This is a genomic window from Cyanobium sp. ULC065 (assembly GCF_977927515.1).
This window is the reverse complement of record NZ_OZ376393.1, coordinates 1,915,863-1,939,636: the sequence shown is the minus strand read 5'-3', so window position 1 is coordinate 1,939,636 and position 23,774 is coordinate 1,915,863. Positions and strand designations below refer to the sequence as shown.

29 protein-coding genes and 1 pseudogene are annotated in these 23,774 nt (G+C 63.4%); 18 read left to right on the top strand and 12 right to left on the bottom strand.

The features are described from left to right. Window positions 1–259: 259 nt before the first annotated feature. Both ACXMDP_RS09570 and ACXMDP_RS09565 read right to left on the bottom strand, forming a co-directional pair. Window positions 260–2,410, bottom strand: coding sequence for a PriCT-2 domain-containing protein (locus ACXMDP_RS09570; protein WP_457766769.1), 2,151 nt, complete (start codon window positions 2,408–2,410; stop codon window positions 260–262). Window positions 2,411–2,437: 27 nt separating this feature from the next. Then, the gene (locus tag ACXMDP_RS09565; RefSeq protein ID WP_457766768.1) at window positions 2,438–2,632 is read right to left on the bottom strand and encodes a hypothetical protein; all 195 of its coding nucleotides are present in this window, start codon (window positions 2,630–2,632) and stop codon (window positions 2,438–2,440) included. Window positions 2,633–2,817: 185 nt separating this feature from the next. Between ACXMDP_RS09565 and ACXMDP_RS09560 the strand changes: the two genes are divergently transcribed. The 9 genes from ACXMDP_RS09560 to ACXMDP_RS09520 all read left to right on the top strand — a co-directional run bounded on the left by ACXMDP_RS09560 (window position 2,818) and on the right by ACXMDP_RS09520 (window position 6,808). After that, window positions 2,818–3,597 (top strand): helix-turn-helix domain-containing protein, encoded by a 780-nt coding sequence (locus ACXMDP_RS09560; RefSeq protein WP_457766767.1) that lies wholly within the window; start codon window positions 2,818–2,820, stop codon window positions 3,595–3,597. 73 nt (window positions 3,598–3,670) lie between these two features. After that, window positions 3,671–4,390 (top strand): hypothetical protein, encoded by a 720-nt coding sequence (locus ACXMDP_RS09555; RefSeq protein WP_457766766.1) that lies wholly within the window; start codon window positions 3,671–3,673, stop codon window positions 4,388–4,390. Window positions 4,391–4,569: 179 nt separating this feature from the next. Further along, window positions 4,570–4,815 (top strand): hypothetical protein, encoded by a 246-nt coding sequence (locus tag ACXMDP_RS09550; protein ID WP_457766765.1) that lies wholly within the window; start codon window positions 4,570–4,572, stop codon window positions 4,813–4,815. Beyond that, complete coding sequence (locus ACXMDP_RS09545) at window positions 4,808–5,053, top strand: hypothetical protein (RefSeq protein WP_457766764.1); 246 nt, start codon at window positions 4,808–4,810, stop codon at window positions 5,051–5,053. The genes ACXMDP_RS09550 and ACXMDP_RS09545 overlap by 8 nt, the downstream gene beginning before the upstream one ends. Continuing rightward, the gene (locus tag ACXMDP_RS09540) at window positions 5,043–5,699 is read left to right on the top strand and encodes a hypothetical protein (protein WP_457766763.1); all 657 of its coding nucleotides are present in this window, start codon (window positions 5,043–5,045) and stop codon (window positions 5,697–5,699) included. The genes ACXMDP_RS09545 and ACXMDP_RS09540 overlap by 11 nt, the downstream gene beginning before the upstream one ends. Further along, entirely contained in the window at window positions 5,699–5,935 is a 237-nt protein-coding gene (locus tag ACXMDP_RS09535) for a hypothetical protein (RefSeq protein WP_457766762.1), read from the top strand. Before ACXMDP_RS09540 ends, ACXMDP_RS09535 begins: the two co-directional genes overlap by 1 nt. Continuing rightward, window positions 5,932–6,159: a helix-turn-helix domain-containing protein gene (locus ACXMDP_RS09530; protein WP_255105106.1), complete on the top strand. Its 228-nt coding sequence runs from the start codon at window positions 5,932–5,934 to the stop codon at window positions 6,157–6,159. The genes ACXMDP_RS09535 and ACXMDP_RS09530 overlap by 4 nt, the downstream gene beginning before the upstream one ends. Window positions 6,160–6,248: 89 nt before the next feature. After that, on the top strand, window positions 6,249–6,470 hold the full coding sequence (locus ACXMDP_RS09525) for a DUF433 domain-containing protein (RefSeq protein WP_255105109.1): 222 nt from the start codon (window positions 6,249–6,251) through the stop codon (window positions 6,468–6,470). Next, the gene (locus ACXMDP_RS09520; protein ID WP_457766761.1) at window positions 6,467–6,808 is read left to right on the top strand and encodes a DUF5615 family PIN-like protein; all 342 of its coding nucleotides are present in this window, start codon (window positions 6,467–6,469) and stop codon (window positions 6,806–6,808) included. Before ACXMDP_RS09525 ends, ACXMDP_RS09520 begins: the two co-directional genes overlap by 4 nt. Here the strand turns inward: ACXMDP_RS09520 and ACXMDP_RS09515 are convergent. Beyond that, window positions 6,801–7,970, bottom strand: coding sequence for a hypothetical protein (locus ACXMDP_RS09515; RefSeq protein ID WP_457766760.1), 1,170 nt, complete (start codon window positions 7,968–7,970; stop codon window positions 6,801–6,803). The genes ACXMDP_RS09520 and ACXMDP_RS09515 overlap by 8 nt on opposite strands. A gap of 639 nt (window positions 7,971–8,609) precedes the next feature. Here ACXMDP_RS09515 and ACXMDP_RS09510 point away from each other — a divergent pair. Beyond that, window positions 8,610–9,359 carry a hypothetical protein gene (locus ACXMDP_RS09510; protein ID WP_457766759.1) on the top strand — a complete coding sequence of 250 codons (750 nt, stop codon included), beginning with the start codon at window positions 8,610–8,612 and terminating at the stop codon, window positions 9,357–9,359. 268 nt (window positions 9,360–9,627) lie between these two features. Here the strand turns inward: ACXMDP_RS09510 and ACXMDP_RS09505 are convergent, their stop codons facing one another. The 3 genes from ACXMDP_RS09505 to ACXMDP_RS09495 form a co-directional block, all read right to left on the bottom strand. Then, on the bottom strand, window positions 9,628–10,047 hold the full coding sequence (locus tag ACXMDP_RS09505; protein ID WP_457766758.1) for a tellurite resistance TerB family protein: 420 nt from the start codon (window positions 10,045–10,047) through the stop codon (window positions 9,628–9,630). 250 nt (window positions 10,048–10,297) lie between these two features. Continuing rightward, window positions 10,298–10,498, bottom strand: coding sequence for a hypothetical protein (locus tag ACXMDP_RS09500; RefSeq protein ID WP_457766757.1), 201 nt, complete (start codon window positions 10,496–10,498; stop codon window positions 10,298–10,300). 220 nt (window positions 10,499–10,718) lie between these two features. Beyond that, on the bottom strand, window positions 10,719–10,949 hold the full coding sequence (locus ACXMDP_RS09495; RefSeq protein ID WP_457766756.1) for a hypothetical protein: 231 nt from the start codon (window positions 10,947–10,949) through the stop codon (window positions 10,719–10,721). A 102-nt stretch (window positions 10,950–11,051) separates the two neighbouring features. Between ACXMDP_RS09495 and ACXMDP_RS09490 the strand changes: the two genes are divergently transcribed. Beyond that, window positions 11,052–11,666: an HD domain-containing protein gene (locus tag ACXMDP_RS09490; protein WP_457766755.1), complete on the top strand. Its 615-nt coding sequence runs from the start codon at window positions 11,052–11,054 to the stop codon at window positions 11,664–11,666. A 948-nt stretch (window positions 11,667–12,614) separates the two neighbouring features. On the opposite strand, the gene ACXMDP_RS09485 is transcribed toward ACXMDP_RS09490, so the two are convergent. Then, a complete protein-coding gene (locus ACXMDP_RS09485; RefSeq protein ID WP_457766754.1) occupies window positions 12,615–13,838 on the bottom strand; it encodes a hypothetical protein in 1,224 nt (407 codons plus the stop codon). Between the two features lie 838 nt (window positions 13,839–14,676). Here ACXMDP_RS09485 and ACXMDP_RS09480 point away from each other — a divergent pair. Beyond that, on the top strand, window positions 14,677–14,970 hold the full coding sequence (locus tag ACXMDP_RS09480) for a hypothetical protein (protein ID WP_457766753.1): 294 nt from the start codon (window positions 14,677–14,679) through the stop codon (window positions 14,968–14,970). On the opposite strand, the gene ACXMDP_RS09475 is transcribed toward ACXMDP_RS09480, so the two are convergent. Beyond that, window positions 14,967–15,416 carry a VOC family protein gene (locus ACXMDP_RS09475; protein WP_457766752.1) on the bottom strand — a complete coding sequence of 150 codons (450 nt, stop codon included), beginning with the start codon at window positions 15,414–15,416 and terminating at the stop codon, window positions 14,967–14,969. The two genes, ACXMDP_RS09480 and ACXMDP_RS09475, sit on opposite strands and share 4 nt — an antisense overlap. A gap of 190 nt (window positions 15,417–15,606) precedes the next feature. Here ACXMDP_RS09475 and ACXMDP_RS09470 point away from each other — a divergent pair, with 190 nt between their 5' ends. From ACXMDP_RS09470 to ACXMDP_RS09460, 3 genes are all read left to right on the top strand, one after another. Next, window positions 15,607–15,894 carry a transposase gene (locus ACXMDP_RS09470; RefSeq protein WP_457766750.1) on the top strand — a complete coding sequence of 96 codons (288 nt, stop codon included), beginning with the start codon at window positions 15,607–15,609 and terminating at the stop codon, window positions 15,892–15,894. 10 nt (window positions 15,895–15,904) lie between these two features. Further along, window positions 15,905–16,777, top strand: coding sequence for an IS3 family transposase (locus tag ACXMDP_RS09465; RefSeq protein WP_457767201.1), 873 nt, complete (start codon window positions 15,905–15,907; stop codon window positions 16,775–16,777). A 1,250-nt stretch (window positions 16,778–18,027) separates the two neighbouring features. Beyond that, a complete protein-coding gene (locus tag ACXMDP_RS09460) occupies window positions 18,028–20,619 on the top strand; it encodes a bifunctional diguanylate cyclase/phosphodiesterase (RefSeq protein WP_259729313.1) in 2,592 nt (863 codons plus the stop codon). On the opposite strand, the gene ACXMDP_RS09455 is transcribed toward ACXMDP_RS09460, so the two are convergent. Next, entirely contained in the window at window positions 20,556–20,741 is a 186-nt protein-coding gene (locus tag ACXMDP_RS09455) for a hypothetical protein (RefSeq protein WP_259729314.1), read from the bottom strand. The genes ACXMDP_RS09460 and ACXMDP_RS09455 overlap by 64 nt on opposite strands. A 258-nt stretch (window positions 20,742–20,999) precedes the next feature. On the opposite strand from ACXMDP_RS09455, the gene ACXMDP_RS09450 reads away from it, so the two are divergent. Then, complete coding sequence (locus tag ACXMDP_RS09450) at window positions 21,000–21,245, top strand: hypothetical protein (protein ID WP_259729315.1); 246 nt, start codon at window positions 21,000–21,002, stop codon at window positions 21,243–21,245. A gap of 166 nt (window positions 21,246–21,411) precedes the next feature. Further along, on the top strand, window positions 21,412–21,600 hold the full coding sequence (locus ACXMDP_RS09445; protein WP_259729316.1) for a hypothetical protein: 189 nt from the start codon (window positions 21,412–21,414) through the stop codon (window positions 21,598–21,600). Between the two features lie 161 nt (window positions 21,601–21,761). On the opposite strand, the pseudogene ACXMDP_RS09440 reads toward ACXMDP_RS09445, so the two are convergent. The 3 genes and pseudogenes from ACXMDP_RS09440 to ACXMDP_RS09430 all read right to left on the bottom strand — a co-directional run. Next, window positions 21,762–21,848 (bottom strand): annotated as a pseudogene (locus ACXMDP_RS09440) (SLOG cluster 4 domain-containing protein); the annotation flags it as partial. After that, window positions 21,827–22,009, bottom strand: a complete 183-nt coding sequence (locus tag ACXMDP_RS09435) for a hypothetical protein (protein ID WP_457766748.1) — start codon at window positions 22,007–22,009, stop codon at window positions 21,827–21,829. The gene ACXMDP_RS09435 and the pseudogene ACXMDP_RS09440, both read right to left, overlap by 22 nt. Window positions 22,010–22,053: 44 nt before the next feature. Continuing rightward, window positions 22,054–22,542, bottom strand: coding sequence for an ABC transporter substrate-binding protein (locus ACXMDP_RS09430; protein ID WP_259729317.1), 489 nt, complete (start codon window positions 22,540–22,542; stop codon window positions 22,054–22,056). Between the two features lie 303 nt (window positions 22,543–22,845). Between ACXMDP_RS09430 and ACXMDP_RS09425 the strand changes: the two genes are divergently transcribed. Next, complete coding sequence (locus tag ACXMDP_RS09425; protein WP_457766746.1) at window positions 22,846–23,379, top strand: cupin domain-containing protein; 534 nt, start codon at window positions 22,846–22,848, stop codon at window positions 23,377–23,379. Window positions 23,380–23,774 lie beyond the last annotated feature (395 nt).

Genomic DNA, 23,774 nt, shown 5'->3' with positions numbered 1-23,774 from the left:
ACACACGGGGCGATGCGATCAGGGTTGTGGAGGATTCGTCGACATCGCTTGCCCTGCAACAGGTTTCAAGGATTAGGTCGGGTGATGTCGCATGAGCGACCATGCAGGTGATGTCCCCGTAGGAGGGGGAAAAGCAGGCGATGCGCTCAAAGCCGTGAAGGATTCCGCGAGATCCACTGCCCAGCAAAAGGTTTCAAGGATTGGAACCACTGAGTCACCCTTCAGCGGCCACGAAAGTCATGCCGGCAAGCAGTCCGGTTCAGGTCATCCAGACCTGCTGTTCCGCACCGCCCTGTCGCGTCAGCTCCAGCAACTTCTGCCCCTGCGGGCTCATTCGCCAGGCCATGCCCGCCTTGCGCACCAGCCCCCGCTTACGCAGCCAGGTGAGGTTGTTGCGCACCGAGCCCTCCTGGAACCCTCCGAGGTCCGTGCACAGGTAGGCGGTGCTGGTCGGCAGACCGCCCGCCTGCCGCAACTCGATGGCATCGAGCACCGCAACGCGGCAGTTGCGTGTGATCAGGCCTTCGCTGATCACAAAGCCGTCTTCTGTGAGGCGATAGCTGAACTCCCGCGGCTGACTGCCGCGCAGCTTGTGCACGCTCCAGACGTTGCAGGGCCCCCGGTCCTCGAGCTTGCGGGTGAGTTGGTGCACCGCCGAGGGAATCTGATTGATGTTCTGGCTGCCGGCGGCGGCCTGCAGCCCCTTGCCGGCGCTCTTGCCTCCAGCCGGGTGGTGCAGCCAGAGCAGGGAGCAGTGCCGGCACACCAGCGCCTGCAGCAGACGCAGCAGGGTGCCAACCGGGCCGATGCCGAAGTTGATGCCAGCGAGCTCCAGCACCGCCTTGAGCGAATCGATCACCACCAGGGCGTAGCCTCCGCCGGCCAGCTCCAGGCGCAGCTCCTGCAGGCCGGAGGGGCTGCAGCACCAGGAGGGCAGACCATCGGCCGGCTCGGCGGCCCAGATCGTCAGCTGCTCATCCACGCTGGGGTCCTCGGCGCAGCCGAGATCCTCCAGGTACTCGCGCACCATCGCCCGGGCGCCCTCACCGCCATCGGTGCCGATCCACAGCACCCGCCCGCGGCGCGACGGCGGGATCTCCTGATCGAGGAAGGAGAGGCCCTTGATGCAGCACACCGCAATGGCGGCGGCGGCCATGGTCTTGCCGCTGCCGCCGGCGCCAAAGAGCAGGTGATCGCGGCGCCAGAGCAGAAAGCCCGGCAGCAGATCCTCGGCGGGTGAGGTGATCGGATCGCTGAGGCGGCGGTTGCGGCAGCCGCCGTTGTGGGAGTTCTGCAGCGGCAGCTCCCAGCGGTGGGCCAGGGCGTAGTAGATGCGCTCGTCGATCGCCTGGCCCGTCACCCCAAGGCTCCAGAGGTCGGAGCGAATCGCCTGCTCCTGCGCCCAGGTGTCGCGGGTTTCGAGCAGCAGATCCAGCAGCTGCTCCAGCAGCCCGGCGATCACCGCATCGCGGGCGGGTTCAGGAAGCGGCTGGGGTCCAGCGGCTGGGGCCTCGCGTTCCTGGGCGCTGCCAGCCGGCCACGGGTACTGGTAGCCAGCGGCGGCGGCGTGGTGGTGGAGGCTGCCGATGGTGACGCCACGGCCCTTGAAGGAGCGCCACTTCGCCAGGCACTCGGCCTCATCGAAGCCGGCGCAGCCGCGTGACCACTCCACCCAGGCAGCCAGCAGGCCGGGATCGACCGAATGAAGGGCCATGCCGACCGTGAGCCAGCCCTCGTAGTCCTCCAACGGGGGGATGTGCTGGAGCAGGTCAAGGGCGCGGGGCACATCCGCCGCTCTGGGGGCGTAGTCACCGCAGACCGGTTCATCGGGCTGCTTGTAGAGCGGCTCCAGCAGCCATTCCGGTGCATCGGCCACCGACACCTGGTCGGGAGAGCGGCCCTGCATCCAGCGGTAGTGGCCCGTCTCGGGGTGGACGCCGGCGATCACCGATTGGTGGCCCACCCAGCGCAGCTCAAAGACCGTTCGGGCCTTGCCCTTTACCGCGGCACCGGTCCAGCGGCGCCGGCCCCGCAGCAGGTCCCAGCTCTCGCGTGGCACTCGGAAAGCGAGCTGGCCGCGATGGGGCAACCCCGATGACCAGCCGACGGTGGTTGGCAGCTCACGGTGCGAGCGGCCATAGATGCGGCGGAAGCAGGTGGCGGCGCCGCGTCCATCGAAATCGAGGGCCAGCACACCAGAGGCTGGCCCGAGCAGCACCCCAACGGCATGGACGTGGGGGTTACCTGCCAGGGCGGTGATCGCCTCGAGGTCGAGGCCGCTGTTGCCCCAGGCCAGCAGCGGTTCACCGCTGAGCGGGTCGACCGGTCGTTTGCGGCCATCGATCGGCAGCAGCGCCCAGTCGGAATCGATCGCCTGCAGGCTCTCGATCAGCTGGGCAGGCAGGGGCATCAGCGCAGGGCCGGAAGGGGGGAGGGCTCAGAGCAGCGGTGGCTGCCGCTGTGGGGCGGTGGCGCTGTCCTTGGTTGCGTCCCTCACCGCGGGACGAGCACGGGACTTGCTCCTGTTCTGGCGGCGAATGTGATCGCTCAGGATCGCGCGCAGAAAGGTGGTGCGGGCCTCGCCGCCGCGGTGCGCGTCGAGCCAGTGGATCAGCTCAGGGGGCAGACGCACGGCAAGAGGACGCACGGCTTGGGAACGCGGGGAGTCGAACCGTATCCCGTTTGGCTCGTACTCGCAAGGCTGAGGGAGATACGGAAACGGCCATAGAGGCGCTTTCGCAACGAAGGCTTGTGAACGCTGGGCAGCCGCAGCACCATGCCTTACCGTGCCGCTAACGAACCTCAGCCTTGTGAGGCATGGCCGAATCCTTCGCCCAGATCGAGGAGCGCCAGGCCGAGGCTCGCCTGGCCTTCGGGCGCATGCTCCGCCTGTGGCGGGAGCGCAACGGCTGGACCCAGTACACCGTCGCCGACTGGGGCAAGGAGGCCGGCTTCCCGGCGATCAGCTACGGCAACCTCAGCGCGATCGAGCAGGGCAAAGCAGGTGAATTGCGCCGGCCCGCCTTCTTCCAGCTCGCCGAAGTCAACCGCCGCATCGCCGAGCAGAGCTGGGGTCGGCTCAAAACGCAGGCCCTCAAGGACAAGCTCAAGGGCGCCACGGCGATCGTCGATGACCACGGCACCCTGTGGGGACCGATCGAGCTGTGGAGTTGCTACGTCGGCCTGCGGCCAGTGCCGACGGCCTTCCAGCCCAAGCCCAGGCCTGAGGCGCCAAGCGTTGCGCTCCAGGAGGCCAGGGCCCTGAGCCAGACCTGGCGCGAACTGGTGAGCAGTGCCGTCGACGAGCGGGACCTGGATGCCTTCGAGGCGGTGCAGGAGATCGCGCGGCAGGCCCCCCTGCCCCTGCGCAAGCAGCTGCGCACGGTGCTCACCTCGTTTGGCGACTACGAACCCGAGCAGCTCAAGGAGCTGTGGGACGGCGAGTGGCTCCCCGAGCGCTGGATCCAAACCTGGCTCGAGAACTTCTCGCCCACAGCGGGAGAAGCCCAGCCAGTGGCCGGCCAGCCGGAAGCGGCCAAGTCCAAGAGCAAGAGCAGCCGGAGCAAGACCAAACCAACGCCAACCTCGGATTCCTGAGGAAGACTTGCGCCCCGCATTAGCGAGCCCCTAAGATCCGGGCCATGCGGGCGACGGTCCCGCACCAGGCCTCATGGACACCACCCCCTCCACCCGTCCACCGCTGTCTAGCGAACACACCAGCCCCCACGAGCGCCAGTGGCAGGCGGAATGCGTTCTGGCAGAAGCCCTCTCCGCCTTCCAGGCCGATCTCCAGCCAGCCACGGAGTTGTCGTTGGCAGCCGTGGTCACCGCCGCCAAGCCGGCCTTCGCGATGGGTTTCAGCTTCTCGGTGCAGAGCAGCGGGGAGGCCACCGTGGTCGTGCTGATGCACAAGGACGGCGCCCAGCTGAGTGCCGAAACCAGCGCCTACGACGCGGATTTCGCCTTGAGCGCACGGCTGCTGGCGGGCCTGCTCGGTATTCCTGTGCTGCCACAGGCTCAGCCCAGCAAGGCCGGGGCGACACAAGCAGAGCCGTCTTCTGCGGAACCTTCTGCGGCGGCTGAAGCATGCGAGCCACTGCCCAGGCCCAGCGATCCCGCTCCCCAGCAGGTCGCCTCCCCTGCTGAGGAGCCGGAGCACGACCCGCTGGGCCTTGAGCCCCTCGAGCCACAGGAGATCGCCACCCTCACCGCGATGCTCAAGGCCATGGCCCGCAGCGACAAGGAGATCTGGAAGCGTTTCACCATCGCCTTCCGCTCCCAGTTCCAGGTGCCCAGCACCGCCCGCACCATCACCGACCGCGTCACCCAGCGCCGCCATGCCGACTTCATCGACTGCTTCGAGCGGGAACTCGCGGGGGTGCCGTCATGAGCAGACCCTGCAGCTGCGCCATGCCGCTCACCTGCTGTCCGCCGTGGCCGATCAGCGACAGAGGGAGCTGGCCATTCGCTACTACCGAGATGTACCGGACGGCCGCATTCACGGGCTCATGCGAAGGGCCAGCGAGATTCACCTGCTGCGATGGCTGGCGCGGGCCGTCGAGAGCTGTTGTGAGCCCGCGATGGTGGCTGCGCCACCGCGGCAGTGGCCTGCTGCTGAAAACCATCCGCAATCAGGTGCCGATCTGGACCCCGGTGCCTGAGAGGGCCTGGTCCTGCCTCTGGGCTCCCCGCGCCGCCGCCCTCGTCCAGTCGTGCCCGGCGCTGCAGGCCGGTATCGACGAGCTGCAGCTGGTGCAGGTTCCCGGCTGCGGCTGCCAGGCCAGCGATCCCCACCGCTGGGGCGGCGATGGCTGAACCACGTCCCCGCCGCATCTCCTACGGCCACCGCCAGCACGAGCAGCCCAGGGTCCCGGACGGGGGCCACTACCTGCAGTCCAAGGTCCGCAGCGATGTCTGGCAGGCCCTGCAGCAACTGCGCCAGCAGCACGGCCTCTCGATCAGCGGCGCCGCCCATCACCTGATGCGGCTCGGCGCCGGCCTTGAACCCCTACCACCCCTGAACACCAGCCCCCAACAGAGCCATGGCGATTGAACTGAACGACGGCGCCCGCATCGGCGCCCCTGTGATCCGTCAGCAGCGCTTCGGGGAGGTGGCGACGCTTGCGATCGTGCGCACCGAGCAGCGCGACCGGCTCCGCAAAAACCTCGCCAGCGGCGAGATGGAGCCGATCCCCAACGGCAAGGACCGCCAGGGCAACCCCAAGGTCAAGCAGGAGATCGTCATCCACTGCGTCGCCCTGCCCGGCACCTCGATGGAGGCCAAGCTCGGCGACGAGGCAGCGGTGCCGGCCCCCGGCGATCGGGTGCGGGTGATCCTCAAGGCCAAGGGCTTCGGGGACTGGATCGAGGCGCGCAAGGGGCACCGCAAGGGCAAGCTCAACGTCGGCGATCTGCTCACCCTGGCCACCCGCTGGGCCCAGCAGTACGACCAGGACGGCAACCCCAAGGGCAACAAGATCGAGACCCAGGCGGAAGCCGATGCGGTGCCGCGCAACGTCACCATCGGGTTCTACGGGCCGATCAGCTTGAGCGAGGGCTGCGATCCGGCCTGGATCGAGGCGGCCGAGCAGGCCTACCGCGACGATCAGGCCAGCGAACGCCAGCAGCGCGCCATTCCCCTCGGCGATGGCGATGACTTCGACGATGAGTTTGGCGACGACGACGAGGTGCCGTTCTGATGGCCCGCACCTCTGAGCCACGCCGGCCCCAGCTGCCGCGCTTCTGCCAGCGAGAGCCGCGTCACACCCTGGTGACGATCACCAACCTCCGCTATCTGCACCGGCTGATCTGGCTGCTGCTGCTGTTTCAGCTCACCACGGTGCTGCTGGTGATCGCCGGGCCGGTGCCGCCCAGGCCCCTGCCAAGCCAGCCGGGCAGCACCGCCAACCACAGTTCTGGCCCTCTGATGCCATGACCCAGGCCACACCAGGGCGGGTCTGGATCACCACCGCACAAGCCTGTGAGCTGCTGGGTGTCAGCCGTGAATCGTTGCGCCGTCTGCGGCTCCGGGGAATCCTCAAGCCGGGGCGTGACTTCCGCCGCTGGGGCTGCACCGACAGCAAGGGTCCCCTTCAGTGGCATGCCGGCAACATCGAAACCGCGCTCACCAGCTGGAGTCGCCGCAACCTGCGGCTCTGAACTGGATGCAACGAGCCCACGGCGCTCAGCAAGGCCGCCGTGGTCTGGGCCCTCCGTGGCACCTAGCATCGCCTCAGGAGGCCAGGAGCATGGAGCGAATCGTCGTTGAGCCAGACATCTGCAATGGCCAGCCGACCATCAAGGGCACCCGTGTAACGGCCCGGACGGTGCTGGAGTTTCTTGCGGCTGGCGATGCCATCGAGGATGTCCTTGAGGAGTATCCGACCCTGACCCGGGATGACATCCTGGCGTGCATCCGCTTCTCCTCCGATCTGATGGGCCATCAGTTCTCGCTGCAAAGCGTCGCTTGAAGGGCTTCGTCTTTGACGAGAATGTGCCACGGCAGCTGCGCTTCCAGCCGTCGCTTCCTTTCACCCATGTGGGTGAACTCGGCCGAGGCATGAGTGATGGTGAGATCTGGGAGTACGCCAGGTTGCAGGAGCTGGTGATCGTGACGAAAGACACTGACTTCTCGAATCGCATCATGCTCAACACGCCACCGCCGTGGGTGGTGCACCTGCGCTTCGGGAACATGCGCCGCAGCGAGTTTCACGCCTTTCTTGCCAGGATTTGGACGCGAATCGAGGCGTTGCTGCCTCATAACAAACTGGTGAATGTGTACCTCGATCAAATCGAGGCGATCAAGTAGCAGGCCCTGAGGCCTGGGCCTGACGTTCACCCAAAAGGCGCGCCGCCTTGTCGAAGGCATCATCCACCACTTCATCTCCGCACCACTTGCTGTAGGCCGCCAGGTGGGTTTCCACGGTGTGGCCCATGGCGGCAGCAACCACCTTGGGTGGTAGATCGCAGATCACATGGGCGCGGTGCGCATAGCCATGCCGGCAGGAGTAGAGGACCAATTTCTCCCCGTCCAGCGCATAGCGATGGCGGAGCTGATCCCAGAGGGGGCGACGACGGAGGTAGTTCTTGAGGTCCTGCGACCCGAAGCCGGGCCGCATCGGTGGCATCCGGGTGGAGCTGAATGACTCCTCCAGCCTCCACTCTTGGGCCCATGCATCACAGGGAAGAACCCGCAGCGGCCGGGGTCTGGTGCTGCCGCGGGAAGACACCTTGGCGTAGTTGCACCACAGGCGACCTTCCCGCAGCTCCAGATGCTGCAGCTCTTCCGGCCTCAGTCCAAAGCTGGCCAGCAGCTGGACGGCATAGCGCCAGCGCGAATCGGGAATTGATTCCACCAGCAGGAGGATGTCGTCGACACCAATCGGTGTGGTGACCGATTTCGGCTCCCGGCGCCGGCCGGTGTAGCTGGAGAGCACCAGCGGGGGCGCCCACTCCTGCGGCAGCCGCTCGTTGTCCACGGCCCAGCGCAGCAAGGCGGCAGCCTGCTGGACCACCACCTGGCGCCCCCGGGAGCCGGGCTGATCCTTGAGTCGCTGGGTCAGCAGCTCCAGCAGTTGGCGCGGGGTCGAGGGCTTGGTTTTGCCTTTGGTGGCCTCCACCAACCGCTGCATGCGGGCCGCGTAGGTCCGATCCCAGGTCGTCTGCTTGATCAGACCACTGCTGATCTTGTGGTCCCGGTATTGCGCGACCAACCCCTGCCAGTCCGTGGCCTGAATGGGTTCGACCACCTCCTCTGGCGTGCTGTCGTCCTCCGCTGGAGAGGCCGATCCTGTGGCCAGAGCGATGCATTGATCCAGAGGAATCCCGCGCGCGAAGAAGGTGTGGATCGCCAGCACCGCCGTGTGGATGTCCTGCCGAGCAGCCGCTTCCCAGGGGAAAGGGAGGACTCGCTGGAGACGCTTGCCGCCCGTGACCCGCTCCGAGAGATTCAGCAGGGCACGGCCGCGCATTTCCGACAGGCTCCAGCCGCTCCGCGAGCCGAGATCACATTGGAGAGCTGAACGCAGGGCAGAGACCCAGTGCTCACGGGGCAAAAGACCCCCCTTGCAAGAGAAAGTGCAAGAGAAACTAGCTCAAGCCGTTGCACGGCGAGGCAACATGAGGCACCCGGTGGCACCCCTAAACACAGTGAGTACAAGGCTTTTCAGCCAAGATCCCAGTCAGCGACAACGACCTCCCAGATCAGTTCCACAGAGGTTTGGGAGCACTAGGTCGCAGGTTCGAATCCTGTCGCCCCGATTGACTTCTCACTGATGAGACAACCTTTGTGTGGCCTGTGGGTGGCCTGGGAGGCTCTCGAAGCTACCTTCCAGGCCACAGGGTGTGGCCTGCAGCAGTGCCGCCATTGCTCCAGCACCACTTCCCCTTGCAACTGCCAGGGCTGCCTCCAGTTGTAGAGGGTGACCACGTGGATGCCCAGCTCTGCTGAGATCTGGGCCGCGCTCTGCCGGTGTGGCGGACTCATCCGCCTCCTCAAATCAACTTTGACAGCCTCGCTGTAACTGCGATAGGTGCGAGTCCTCTCCCTTGCAAAGACTGCGCTGCATGCTGCGGCTGTCACTCAAAGACTCCTCCACTTTCGGGTGTGGTTGAAGCTGCTCACGCACGTGGGCCGGTGTCATGCATCTTGCATCGAATCATCGCTCACCACTGCTACACTCCTTTTCAATTACGTTGTCATGATGATCGTCAGGACCGTGCTAGTAGAGCTGTCAGCAATTCCTGGCATTGCTTATCGCCAAAAACTTTCAAGTGGCACAGGGCTTGTTGTCATGCGTTATGGAACTGCCCAGCCCGGTCTTGCAACTCTCAGCCGCACTTCTGGAGACCCCGTCCCAGCTTCCAATGCCAACCTTGAGCTTTACCCAATCAATGCATTCCGTGAAGCATTTGCACTAACGAGTGGCTTGCCCTTCTCTCGACGAGGAAAAGTACAACTTATCGAGCAAGCTTCATCGCGAGAGCCTGAACCTACTAGTGCCATCGAGGATGCACCCCTTGTGGACTTCAGCATTGTTGATAGTCCTGAATACCAAGCAATTCTGGACGCCTATACAAGTCAGAAAGGAGAACTATCCTTTCACTTGTTAAACAAAGACTTGATCCAGTTCGCAAGCGCTAGCAAGGTAATGGCAGAAATGATCGCGAGCAATGCAACTATTGAGGACCTTCGAAATCATGCTGTTAGAGCGAAGTTCGAGACCCTTACTGGCAACACCCGATTGACCGATGCTCAATTGAATGGCGTTGTTGAGTTGCTAGACGAGATCAGCCCAAGGACCGCACTTCGTGAATTTGAGGACGAACTTCGAAGGATGCTGGGTCATGCAAAGAGATGATTCTTGTAGGTTGCCGGTGAAATCTTCCGAGATGTTGGTTTTTCCAAGGTCACTTGATCTCACGCCTTCTTTGGACCTCACCAATCGGAGTTGATTCACAGATGCGAAACACTTGACCGTGGAGCAACTTTCACAGCACCGAGCACACTTTCTGGACAAGCCGTTTGACTCTCTGTGTCGTCGCCGAACTTGGAGGGGGAGGGTCAGGCTATGGAAAGCGGAGCAGCTACCCGCGACTGCGGCGGAGCCGAAGACGGCAGGGGTTGGATCAGGCACCGACTTCACCGGCCAGAACATCGCGCTGCAGCAGCGCAAACACCTCCTGGATCTGGGCCGCTCTGCCTGGTGGCAGTGAAAGCTCGTTTCCGAGAGTGGTGAGGAAGCGTTCCTCCTCCGGTTTCACCACCCGATCGCAAAACACCAGCTGGGTTGCCAACCCATAGGCCACTTCCTGCTGCTCGACGGTGAGGGCCGGCACGGCCTGGCGGATCAGTTCCTGCCAGTGATCGCGTCGGAAGAGGTGCAGCAGACCATCGATGAGCTCGCCGAAGGCCACAGGCGTCATGGTCCGGTAAGGGGTTCGGTGGATCAACTGTTCTTTGAGGATGTGCGCCTCCTCACGGTCAAAGCTGCTGTCGCAGCACACAGCAGCCAGGGGAATGGCGGCGAAGGCCTCGGCGGGGGTCATGGATAATCCCTGATCGGTTGCATTCATTACAGCTCAGCGCTGGTAATCAGGCAGACACTGCGACACAATCCTTGGTGAATTCAGGGGTCAGAGCTTGCGCCTGACAGCATCATCGAAACGATCAAGAGAAGATGGAAGCCCATGTCGCCAAGGCGGCTAGGACACACCAGTCGGTGATCTCCGATGCTTTAAGTCCGGCGCCAATAGAGGAAAGCGTGCTAGGCAATTCAGTCTTGATACTTGTGGGGCTTCAGAGCCAATCCTGGATCGGGTAGACCTGTCGGCCATCGGGGAAGGCCATCTCAAGGCGGAAGGAGCCATCGGTGGAGAGGGGAACCGGTTTCCCGCAGATCGTGAGCTGTGCAGCTGGATTGGTGGCTCCATAGACGATGAGCTGGGCATCGGCCACGAACCAGAGCGAGCGCCGCCGCTTAGACACTCCCCCGCTCACCGAATCACCTCGGCCGCTGGACCACACCCCTGCCTCTGAGGTCTGATGGCCGCCCGCTCCGTGGAAAGGGGGGCCGGGTGCATGGAACACTTCTGATCCATTGCGGTGGCCCCTCCATTGAACGGAGCCTCTCTGGTACAACCGTTCGTGAAGTCCGTCCCCAGCGGAATTCCCTTCTCTGCCCTGCGCCTTGGGCTCACCTGCTGCCATGGTGAGTGGCTCATACCGAGCCAGAGCTCCCTCGCTCGAGTGAATTCCAGGAATCCGGGCCACCGAGGAGCAGGCCAGGGAGATCCAGCCCTCCCGGGTCATCGGTGCGATAGCTGAGTTCCACGCTGTATTCGCGATCGCAGACGGGTACCGGCAGCCACTGGCGACGCTGGATCGACACCGCACTGCCTTCCCCACACGACATCAGCGATTGGGGTTTGGCCCCAGAGGTCACTGCCATCCACTATCGGGTGGAAGCTCGCACCGTGGTGGCGCTCTTCGTGCTGCTCACCGGTGACAGGGCCGCAGGCTGATCCAGCGGGCCGATGGCTAGCTTCGAGCCATGATCACATCCCCTCGCTACGCCGAGGCCCTCGGCTGGGCGGAACAATTGCATCGGCATCAGTCACGTCAAGGAAAGGCCGTACCCTTCCTTTCCCATGTGATCAGCGTGAGCGCCCTGGTGTGGGAAGACGGCGGCGACGAAGACCAGGCCATTGCGGGTCTGCTCCACGACTCCATCGAGGATGCGGGCCAGACCCGTGCCTCGATCCGGGAACGGTTCGGGGGGGCGGTGGCCGACATCGTGCGGGACTGCACCGACCCCGGTAAGGTTCCCGGTGGTGATGGGGTGCTGGACCCCTGGATCCTTCGTAAACAGCGCTTCATCGGCACACTGCAGCAGCTCCCAGAAGCCTCCCTGCTCGATGCCGGCCAGGATCCGGAAGGCTGGAACCGCTTCGTTTCTGGATTCGATGGTTCGGCCTGGTACTTTTGGAGCCTGCACGATCAGCTCCATGTCCTGCTGCCTTCAAGCCGCTCCGTGAAGCTGCTGGGAGAATCGGTTCGCGCCATCCTGGCTAGCCCGCAACTATTGGCCAGCCTGCCGCCTGGACAGGATCCGGAGGACTGGGTGGGCACATACCTTGATCGGCCGGACACTCATCCCGTCGATTGATCTGGCTTGTGGCTGTCGCAGACCCATCAGGAGCTCTTCCTGCTAGGTCCTCACCTCTAGGGATAACAATGGGCCCAGTCCAGAAGATCCAGGCCATCTCACTATTTAACATTATCACAAGCACCTAAGTCTTGTGGTTAGGCGTCGTCGATAATCTTGTAGATTTTATCCAGATTACAGCAATCAGCGTCATGGCTCCGGGGGGGGGTCGATTAAATGGATTGGAATCTGATCCAAGTAAGGGAATAGCCGCAGAACATCCGCAAACAGAGGTGGTAGATAATCGCTATCTTGAACATCAATTCAAACCTCAAACTCCGCCACCACCGCCGTATGATCCGAGCCAGGATCTTGGGCCCGCTCAGAAGGTGCCTCCTTGATAGAGGGGAGCCGATCACCGGTCATCACCGTCCTCGCTACAGGCATGTTGCCTGGATTCACTGAGGTGGATGGCTTTTATTGGACAGCTTGGGCCCCTGACATCGTTAACTCCGGGCGAGAGGAATAAGGTTTATTCTCAGTGTAGACCTCATGGGGAGTTTTTCCTCCCAGGGAGCTGTTTGGTCTTGCATGGCCATACCTCCAGAAGAAGCGGGCCAGCCCTTGCTGCTGGCCGCGCTGGCAACGTGAGGCTACAAGCACGTACCTTTGTCTCCCTCGCGGTCTGGAGAATTCCGGGAACCCACCGCCTCATGGGAGCGTCGCCAGTGAAGTCAACCCTGCTGGAGCAATGTGGCATGAGAGCCACCGAGGGCCTGGCAGCTGCCATGGCAGGCAATCGGATCGCGTTGGGGTTATTTCACGGCACTTTCCTACTCGCCCTGGAGGGAAAGGATCCAGTGGTGGACACCTCTGGTGATTGAGGGCCACCTGAGAGTGCTGAATTAGGTTCCATGGGTCGGATCTCCGGTCATCGTTGCTCCCCAGAGGACCACTGGGAAAGAGGACTCAAAAGAAAGTCGCAACACCGAATTCGTCGACCGTCAGGGTGCCATCGGTAAAGCCGAAAAGTCCACCATTAGCCCCACCGATGGACTCAAAGCCGATCACATTCATGGTCAAGCCATCTGAAGTGATCCGTCCCCCTCTGATGGTGTACTCACCTTCACCGAAGAGGATCCGGTCTCTCCCGTCGCCACCTTTGAAGTTCCCAGTTCCGAAGCCCTTGAGGGTGTCGTTTCCGATGCCGAGGGAAACCGTTCCATCTCCACGAAAACCACCAACAAGTGCATCAACCGTGTCGGCACCTGTGCCTGTATCGATTGTGCCGAGGTTTTGAATGCCGACATTGTTGTCTCCGGTGATGTTTAGACTGCTTCCGGTGATAGTGTCATTGCCAGAGCCTGTATTGATTATGCCAACGTTACCGACGCCAGTGCCATCACTGAAGGGAGCGTTGGGGTTGAAGCTGGAGGTGCCGGTGATGATGTCATCGCCGGCACCAGTATTGATAGTGCCTAAGTAGTTAATGATGCCGTAGCCGCCTTCAGTGCTGCCGGTCATGATGTCGTCGCCTTCGCCTGTATTGATCGTGGCTCCGACCGTGTTGGAGATGCCATCACCTTGGCCTTCATTGCTACCGGTGATGGTGTCGCTGCCGAGACCTGTATCAATCTTGCTACCGCGTGCGTTGGCTAAGCCGTTTCGGAAGACGCTGGTGCCGATGATGCTGTCGTTGCCGGCGCCTGTATCGATTGTGCCCTTGTTGCCGATACCAAACTGAACATCGCCAATACCTGTAATCCTGTCGTTGCCGGCGCCTGTATCGATTGTGCCGCTGTTGCCAATGCCGCCAGCACCGATGAAGCCGTCTTCGATGCCGATGCCGGTGATGGTGTCATCGCCGTCGCCGGTAATGATCGTGCCGCGCTCGTTGGCGATGGCGACGCTGTTGCTGTTGCCGGTGATGGAATCGGCGTCGTCGCCGGTATTGATCGTGCCGCTGTTGTAAATGCCATCCAAGCCTACGCCGCCGCTGCCGGTGACTGTATCGGCGCCGATGCCGGTGTTGATTGTACCGCTGTTGCGAATGCCGACGGTTTCACCGCTGCCGCTGATGGAGTCATTGCCAGCCCGGGCGTTAACAGTCTGGGCTGATGCAAGTATCCAGCCGCCATCTGAGTCGACCACGTCGGAGCGATTTGTGAACAGATTTTGTGTAAGGGTTGCCATGCCCCTATCGGCCTGAGCGCATATCATGCTATGAGCTACTTCTCTGGTTGTCGCCATCCGTGTTGATGCATCTCAACAACCTCGCTTTCTCTGTCGTTGAGCCATCCACCTCAATCCAGCTGTGATCGCCCTGGCGGATTAGGTGAGCGCCGGCTGATTGCTGGCGATGCGGGGCGATCGGCTGGAACGGCTGCTGAGCTTTGAGGCCAGGCCCGCTCGCTGGCTGCTGGGGGCTAGGCCAAGGTTCTCACTCGCGCGGTGGTGGCGGTGGTGGCGGTGGCATTGAGGAGACGTCCGCTGCTCCCGTGTCGCCCAGCTGGCCCCCCGCCGCTGGCTCCTTGCTGTAACTCGTTTCTCCGTACTCAGGCCCTAAGCGATTCCACCCCTCTAGCGGCAGATCCATTGCTGGCGGGGAAATGTTTTCGCTGATGTGCAGCGCCAAGAGCTCCCTTGATGCTTTCTGGCTGTTGGCAATGCTTCCCAATGCAGCGATGGGGGCACCTGGCAGAGCCAAGGCAACTGTGGCCGATCCTCCGACGAGCAAGCCGGCCAGGCCACCCCCGTTCAAGACAGATCCAACCGTGATGGCGCCACCGATCGCAGCGAGGCCGGCCCCAGAAATCTGGCAGAGCTGTCCAGCCACTGATTGTGTCCGTCTGGCGCGTTCGAGCTCTTCCGGTCTGATCGCCACAACAGGAACAAGCCGAAAAGGAGGCGGGCGGGCACCGTGGCCATTACGTAGATCCCTGCTCCCGTTTTGGGGTTTCTGCTCATCTCTTGCCCTGGCGCTGCTCACCAGCCGCTGGGATCATCCGGTCTAGGCCCGTCTTGCCCTGCCATGCCCCGCGTCTGTAGCCAGCTGGCAATTCAGGCAGACCCTGCCCTGCTGCAGCGCCTGCGCAGCCATGCCGAGACCAGCGGACGCACCGTGACATCCCTTGTGCTGGAGGGGATTGAGGCCGTCCTGAGCGGTCGCCTAGGCATGGCTGGCCCCGGCAAGGCAGACCCTGAGCTGCTTGCCAGGATTGAGGTTGTAGAGCTCCAACTGCAGCAGCTGGAGGCCACGCCGCCTGCCCTGTCGGCCTCAAACACCTTTGTCAGCCGGAACAACCTGGTGGGAAAGCACAGCTAAGCGCTGGCCTCCCCCTTCCATTCCGCCAGCTCCACGGTGATGTCCTCCGGGCCCCGGAGAAACACCAGCTTGCGGTGGTGGAACTCCATCACCGCGTTGCGCAGCTCCACACCCTCGCCCTGCAGCCGGGCCACCGTGGCCTCCAGGTCATCGACGGCGAAGCAGATGTGGTTGAAGCCCACCCGTGCCAGATTGTCCATGGCCAGCTCAGGCAGGGGGTCTGGGTGGTGGTAGTGCAGCAGCTGCACCTCCAGCCGCGGCGTGGCCCCGGCCAGCACGAGGGTCACGTGGTCGGCCTCGATGCCCTCCACCCCCATGTAGTCGGCGAACTGTGGCCCGCTGATTAGCACGGCCTTGTCCTCCACGAAGCCCAGCAGGCCGAAAAAGCGCTGGGCCGCCGCCAGATCACGCACGACAACGGTGACGTGGTCGAAATGGCGGATCATGTCGGTGTCTTTTTTCAGCAATAGTGAAAAGCTTAGGAGTCTAGTGCCACCAGGTTGTTCATGCCTGCAGCTGAGCTAGTCGCTGCTGCAAGACCGGCCTCGGCCACCCTGAGATGGTCTGGCTTTTCTGGACAGGGTCCATCGTTAACCTCTGAGGCGGGGCACCGCCCCTGAGAGGGGGCTCCCACCCATGAGCAAACGCCGCACCCATAGCCCCGAGTTCAAGGCCAAGGTCGCCATGGAGGCGATCAGTGGCCGCAAGACGCTCCAGGAGATTGCCGCTGATCATTCGGTGCACCCGATTCAGGTGAGCCAGTGGAAGAAGCAGCTGCTGGAGGGTGCCAGCGACCTGTTCACCCGGGGCAAGAAGACCCAGGCCAAGGACGAAAGCCAGGCCAAGGAGGCTGAGCTGTTCCAGCAGATCGGCAAGCTCCAAATGGAGCTGGAGTGGCTGAAAAAAAAGTCTCAGCTGCTCTGACGCCCGTGAACTGCGCAAACTGGTCGATCATCACCACCCTGAGCTCACGGTTAGCCGCCAGTGCGAACTCCTCGGATTGGCACGATCGACCCTCTATTACAAGCCCGTGCCTGTCAATGAGTCCACTCTGCGGATCATGGCCAGGATCGATGCCTGTTACCTGGAGGATCCAACCTCCGGTAACCGTCGGATGGTGCAGTATCTGGCCAGAGACGGTATCCCGATCAGCCGTGACCGTGTCCGAAACCTTATGCAGCGCATGGGTTTACGGGCGATCTATCAGAAACCAAGGACGACAGTTCCTGGTAGCCCATCCGAGCGTTTTCCCTGCCTTGAGGACCTCCAGCAGCTCACGGCCCCAGATCAGGTCTGGGCGACGGATATTACCTACATTCCGATGCGGAAGGGCTTTCTGTACCTGGTGGCCGTTGTCGATCTGTTCTCACGGCATGTGCTCAGCTGGAAACTCTCCAACAGCCTTGACACGGAGTTCTGCCTGGAGGCCCTGGAGATGGCCCTGGTCAGTGGCCGCAAGCCCCAGATCTTCCATTCCGATCAGGGCTGTCAATTCACCTCATCGGCCTTCGTTCAACGACTCAAGGCAGAAGACATCAAGATCAGTTGGTCAGGAAGGAGGCGGTGCTTTGACAATATCCTGGTGGAGAGACTGTGGCGCACCGTCAAGTATGAGGAGGTGTATCTGCGTGCCTACAGCGATGGCTGGGAGGCGGAGATCAGCCTGGCCCGCTTCTTCTGGAGGTATGGTCATGTAAGACCACACAGCGCATTGGGAAGCAAAACTCCCCATGAGGTCTACACTGAGACCAAACCCTGTTCTTCCCGCCCGGGGTTAACGATGTCAGGGGCCGAATCTGTCCAGTAAAAGCCATCCACATCACCCGGCAGGCACTGAAGGGAGACCCGGCATGGGTGAGACGCCACCCCCTCGAACCTCGACAACCTGAAGGATGAATCGATCCGGCGATCATCCCCGCCGCTGGCCTGGAAGCGATGGCCCGGCGGGGGCAATCCTCGCCCCGGAACGATGACGACATAATCAACACCCGCCCACCCGGTTGAGCTCGGCTTGCTCGCCGTGACGGTGGTGGCTGAAGCCCTCCTGACCCTGATGCTGGTGGCCTTGCTATTCAGCCTCACCAGCTGGCAGCCACAACAGCATGCACCCGAGCCAGCGCCGCAATCTGCCGCCAGTGAGCTCCAGCAGCCCCACCAGCAGGCCACATCCGAGCCACTGCCGCATCCATGCCCATGGCTGCCGCCTTGCTGGCCCGAGCTGGAGGCCCTGACGGTGGCCCAGTTGCGCACCGCTGCCCGTGCTGCTGGCCTGCCCCGATCACCCACACGCACCGGCCACAGGGCTGAGCTGTTGCCTGCCCTTGCCGGCCTGGCAATGGCGTGGTGACCACCCTCCAGTTCGGATCTTCTTTTGTTGCTTAAAGGCAACACCACTAAGTGATTTGCTTATACGCAAGACTGCACCGGAGTTGCTTTTGCGCAACGCTCCTACCTCTCAGCATTAGGTGTTGTGAATAGTAGGTCTGACTTTTCACCCCATGGCAACCCTCAACCACGCCGCACAGGTGCTCGCCACTGCCGCCCGAGAAGAGATCGTCGCTGGGATGGAAACCATCCACTATTCCGTGAGTAGGCGGAAACCTGAGGGAGCCATTACCTCCTGGCGCGATGTCCGTTTAGATCCCGAGCGAAGAAACACTCGCCGCCATGGTGCAGCGTGCTGCTGCTGGCGAGTGGCAAGCCGCCGCGTGTGGATCGCCACCACTGCGAAGGACGAGGGGAACGGGAGCAAGGCTCTGGAGGTACTGGCTCTTAAACACTGGCCGGCCAGCCGAGTGCTCCGGGTGAACATCGAGACGATTGACGACCCGAACCACGACGCCTCCCGCCTGGCCGCTGATCCCAACGGCATACCGGCCGCCTATGACGTGGTGATATGCACGTCAGCCGTTGCCGCTGGCCTGTCGGTGGACAAGCTGCCAGGTCACTTCGCCGCTGTGCTGGTGATCGCTGGCGGCACGACCGACCCTGAGGGCGAAAAGCGGCCGGGCCCGAACCGCCCGGCCTCCTTAGCCTTGGCTCAGGGGCAAGGCATGGATGCATCCTCTGCTCGGGGCACTTCTCAAGCCACGGCGACTTCCCTCTCGGTGGCAGTGGCGGCGCCCGTGGTCGCTGCTGCACTCCTGGTGGAAAGACGAGCGGCACTCGCTCACCCGGGCCAAAGCCCGCCTGCCCGGCCTGGCCGCCCTGCTGCTGCTCACCCCGCTGCTCGGCCTCGAGATCGCCCGTCGCAGTGACAACATCAGGATTGAAAAGGACACCCAGCGCCGCGAACAGCTGGAGGTGGTGATGGCGGCGCTGCTGAGCGTCAAGCGCACCGTCTTCGACTGGGGCCACTGGGACGACGCCTACGAGTTCGCCGCCGGCCGCAATCCCGGCTTCGTCAGCCTCGATGTGGCCAACACCTCCCTGTTCGATGGCGAGGCCCGCATGGTGATCTTCGGCCCCGGCGGCGAGACCCTGCTCGCCTACAGCCGCGGCAACCGCCGCCGCCATGCGGCCTCCACCAACAGCCATGGAGTCGGTGGCGGTGTGCCGCAGGAGCTGATCCGCTGCGCCCGCGATCAGCTTCCCGCCCTGGTCACGCTGAACAGCTTCCGCCGCCTCGCTTGCCCCAGCGACGACGGCCAGCTCTACATGGGTGTGATCACGCCTCTCACCGATAACGCCAGCCTGCGGCCAGCCCGCGGCGCCCTGGTGTTGTTCGAACCGCTGCTCAAATCCGACTACGGCCCCAGCCTCAGCGGCAGCCTCAGCCAGCTCGGTGAGGCCGTGCAGTTCATGGCTCCGGACGACACCGCCCCGGCCGCCCGCGCCGGTGTCGAACTGGTGGAACCGCCAATCCACTCCAATGATCGCCAGCGGCTCGGCCTGCGCCGCCAACCGGTGCTGCCCATTGTGGCCCGCTCCCTGGCCGACGATCTTCTGCTGATCCTTGCCATTGTCGCCGGCCTGCTCGTCTTCCGCATCCTCCTGGTGCTGGAGCGGCGGCGGCAGAAGGTGCAGCAGTGCAAGGTGGAGCGCCGCGCCGCCCAGCGCATCCGCCGAGCCTGCCGCGACCTCGACGCCCTGCTGGAGGGGGTGGGGAAGGGGCCCGAGGGCCTCCCCGATGGGCCCTCCGAAACGCACGTGCTGGCCCGGCTGATCCACAGCGGAATAGAAACCGCCCCAGACAGCGACTCGCTCCTGTTACCCGAGCACGATGCGGCGACCATGGAGTTGAGGCTCGCCGAGGTGGCGGACCGCTTTCAGCATTTTCTGCGGTCGGCCCGCTCGCTCGCTCTGTTCGATTCGCTCACCCAGCTGCCCAATCGTCGCTACTTCATCGAGCAACTTCAGATCGAAGTGCAGCGGGCCCACCGCAGCCGCCAGGCCTCCGCGATCCTGTTCGTGGATGTCGACAAGTTCAAGAACATCAACGACACCTACGGCCACGATGCCGGCGATGCCGCCCTGGTGATCACCGCCCAGCGGCTCCAGGATCAGATCCGCGGCGGTGATTTCCTCGCCCGCTACGGCGGTGACGAGTTCGCCATCCTCATGGCCCCGTACGCCGGTCCCGACCGCTCCGGCGGCGACCTGCGCAGCCAGGCCCGCCAGTTGGCCCAGCGGGTGGCCAAGGCCTTCGAAGACACCTTTCAGGTGGCAGGGGTCTCGATCGAGATCAGCCTCAGTATCGGCATCGCCACGGTGGAGCCCGACGAAACCGAAATCGAGGCGTGCATCAAGCGCTCCGACATCGCCATGTACCAGGCGAAGCAGCACAAGCACAGCCGCATCTCCATCTTCGAAGCCAACGCCGCCACCACCGAGCTCGACGACTACAGCCTCTATTCCGACCTGATGCGGGCCCTGCGCCAGGGTGAGCTGCGCATGCTGTTCCAGCCGATCGTCGATGGCTCCGACACCATCCACGGCGTGGAAGCCTTGGCCCGCTGGCACCACCCCCAGCAGGGCGATGTTTCACCGGAGGTGTTCATCGCCCTGGCGGAGCGCTACCGCCAAATGGACATCCTCGGCGAGGAACTGGTGCGCCTTGCGATCGAGGGCTTCGTGCGCCTGCGCCAGCAGCTCGGCCCGGAGCTCCAGCTCGCCGTCAACGTCACCCCGTCGCAACTCTCGCACCCCAACATTGTGGATCGGCTGCTGGGCCTGCTCGCCTGGGAGGGGATCCCCTTCCACCTCCTCACTTTGGAGATCACCGAACGCTCGGTGCTGGAGTACACCGACACCGTGGCTGGCAACATCCGCCTGCTCCAGGACCAGGGAGTGCGCCTGGCCCTCGACGACTTCGGCATCGGGTATTCCTCGCTCAACCTGCTCATCACCCTCAAGCCCAACGGCCTCAAGATCGACAAATCATTCGTGACGGCGATGCACGTCAACCCCTTCGCCAATCAGATCGTCACCATGATCGCCGGCCTGGCCAGCCGCATGGAGCTTGATCTGGTGGCGGAAGGGGTCGACAACCCCGACACCCTGGTGTTGCTGCAGAACCTCGGCCTGCGCTTCTTTCAAGGCTTCCTTTACTGCAGTCCCCTCTCGGTCGAGGGCGTCCTGGCCCGCTACAGCAGCGGATCGGGTTCACAGGCGGCGCTCTCCGGCGGGCCGCCGTCAGGGCCGACGTAACGCCCCAGCCGCAGCGGCGTGCCCGCGCTGGCCAGCACCACCAGGCCGCCATCCAGCACCAGACCGTTGCTGCTAATCCGCAGGGCGGCCGGCAGGTTGTGATGCAGCTCCACCCCGCCCACGCCTATCTGGAAGAGGAGGCCCTTACCCAGTTGGAGACGCGGCTGCTCCGCCGCATCGACTAGGTGGAAGGTCGCGTGATTGCGGTTCTAGGAAAGGTTCTGCTGGGCAAGTCCTGAGCTGCACCAATGGTGACCCATCTGCGCTTCAACCCTGACGGCCATTCCCGCGTCTCTGAAAGCATCCAGGCTGGGCGCACGGGGTATGGGCCCTGTGACCCTCAGCGAGTTCTGGAACAGGGGATCGTCAAGCTCTATGAGATGCATCCTGGAGGGCGGCCATTCGAGCTGAATGACACCCTGAACCACCCCTGGATCTCCACCCTCACCGTGTCCAAGGCCTACCGGGTCCAGGGGCTCGACAAGGTGCGCACCGTGATCGAGTTCGACCCCAGCACACTGACGACTGAGTACGTCACCACCACCCCCACGTCCAATGTGGGTGGCGCCCCCTGCTCCTCCTACCCAGGCAGGCACTCCCTCCGTATGGCTGGGCTCAGATGCTGAGATGCTCCCGCAGAAGCTGATCGCTCAAGGCCAGCGCCGTGGCCGAGTTCTCCGCCTCGCTCAGCCAAGACCTGCTGGTGGCCTTAAAGCTGTGGTAGCACCAGGCGATCGCGAAGCTACCTCCACCGGCCTGACTGGCCCCGACCTGATTCCCCACTCCCTCCCCATGCCGTTCAACCTTGAGAAACTGGGCCGCTTTCTGCTCCGGGGGCTTCGCATCGGCGCAAGCACGATCGCGATCGTGGAGCTCCTGCGCAACGACTGGAACGCCGGTATCAGTGCCTCTCTGGCCTGGTTGGTGTTTCTTCTGGTGGAGCGGCAGCTTCCGCCTCCAGTGGATGAGTCCGAGACCTGACAGCCATCGACGATCTGCTCGTCCGACCAGGGCCTGGTACAGCACTCCTGCACATCGCTCGCGCTCTGTACCGCCTTGCTGAGCGAGCAGAAGAACTCACGCCACAGCGGCGGCACCGCCAGCAGGATCAATGGCCTGCCTGCATTGAGGGCATGGGCGGCTTCTGAGGGTGTGCCTGGGCCTCCGCTCCCGCAGATCACCACCACATCGGCGCTGAGCACGTTGATCACGTTGCGGGCCTTTCCCATGCCGGTGAACAGGGCCAGATCCAGCTCCGCCGTGCTTTGCCTGTCGTCACCATCCCTTCATCGGGCAACACCCCCACCACCAGGTGCCCGTCTACCCACGCCCCGCCGCGGCTGGCCGTCGCCATCACCCCCGCCGCGGGCGGCCCGCCGGTGAGCAGCACCCAACCCCTGGCAAACCCTGTTAACCCCACAGTTGCTGCAGCGATCAGGGCGTTGGTGCAAGCAGCTCGGCCAGGAAGCTGGAGAGGCGGAACCCAGCCGGACTGGAATAGACGATGTCGGAAATCTTCCAGGTTCCTGCAGGCCCCGGCACCAGCTGATAGCGCAGCTGCTGCGGCGTCTCAGAGGGGCGGTTGCGCACGCCTGCCTGCACCGCCACCCGTGCTTCCAGCCTTCCGCCGGGAAGAGCGGTGCAGCCGAGCACTTTCGCGCCAAAGGTCCACACCTGGGTGCCGCTGAACAGATCGAAGTCAACGAAACGACCGCTGGCTGGATCGAGGGCATAGGCACGCCGCAACTTCTGGTACAGCCCATCGGTGAATCGGCTTTGCTGGCTCGTGATCTCGATCGGCCCGCGCCGCTCCTGCCGAGCCACCTGCCAGCGGTAGAGGCCATCAAGCTGGGCCTTCGCGGAAGCAGGGCACGGGGTGATCGCCACAGCCAGCAACGCTGGCAACAGCAGGGGTAGTGGCATGACGTCGTGCTGGCGCTTGTTTCGATCCTGGCAGCCAGGACACGCTGCAGATCGAGGCCATCCCGATTGCAACAGCACTCTGTGAATTGGCGATGCCCAGGCCGCTTCATGGTGCGGGGGGTGGCGTCCTTCTCGAGATCCCCCTCTGCCAGGAAAGATGACGTCTCATGCTCCAGCCATTGAAGCTCTTGCCTCTCCACACCTCTTGTTTGGCCGGATCACCAGGCGTAACTGGCTGCGTGGCCACCACCACCAAAATGTCAGTCTGCATCTGATCTGGGGCAGATTGGAGCGATTGCGGAGGTGACTGTGCAGATGGACGGCCGTGCACTTGCTCTGGTGTGTGGGCTGGGGCTGCTGACGCAGGTGTCGCCTGCTTACACCGACGAGGTGATCGGCCGTCCTGGCGACGGCGGGGTGATCACGGTGCGGCCGGCCACGCAGCTGGACAGCCGCCAGGGTCTGGGGCGCTTCGTGGGCATCTCCGGTGCTAATAGCGGGGCGCGCACGCTCTCGCTCAACCGCGTCGTGATCCCGCCCGGTGCCAAGGCCCGAGCCCATCTCCACCGCAACTACGAGACGGCGATCTACCTGCTGCAAGGAACGGTGGAAACCCGCTATGGCGCTGGCCTGCGCCAGCGGGTGGTGAACCTCGCCGGCGATTTCATCTTCATTCCCGCCGATCTTCCCCATCAACCGGTGAATCTCAGCGCCACCGAGCCAGCGATCGCCATCGTCACCCGCTCCGACCCCAATGAGCAGGAAAGCGTGGTGCTGCTCGACGATCAGGGTCAGCCCCTGCCGCCTCAGCTCCAGCATGGTCACGCCCATCCCTGAGCCGCCGATCAACGCCAGCAAAGGGCAGCGGTTCTGCACGATCTGGACGAGGAGGCTATTCGCTCTTCAACCCATCGCTTTAATGGCACCAATCCAGGCCTTCAGGTCATTGCATGGGTTTGACTTGGGCTGATGGGGTGATAGTGAAAGGGAAGGAGAAGGATGACTTCATCGGAGACTCGACACCCGCCTGAGCCTAGTCACGAGACGATGAAACGTGTTTGTGTGGGCAGCAGAGGAGCACAGCCGCTGAGCAGCTCCCGCAGGAACTGATTGCTCCACGCCACCACAGTCAGTGTCGATTAAACCGGCGGCCTCCAGTGCCTCTGCTTCTATCGGAGAGGGAACAACAACTGGTTTGCACCAGGGGCAACTCAGAAGGGCTGGAACGTGTG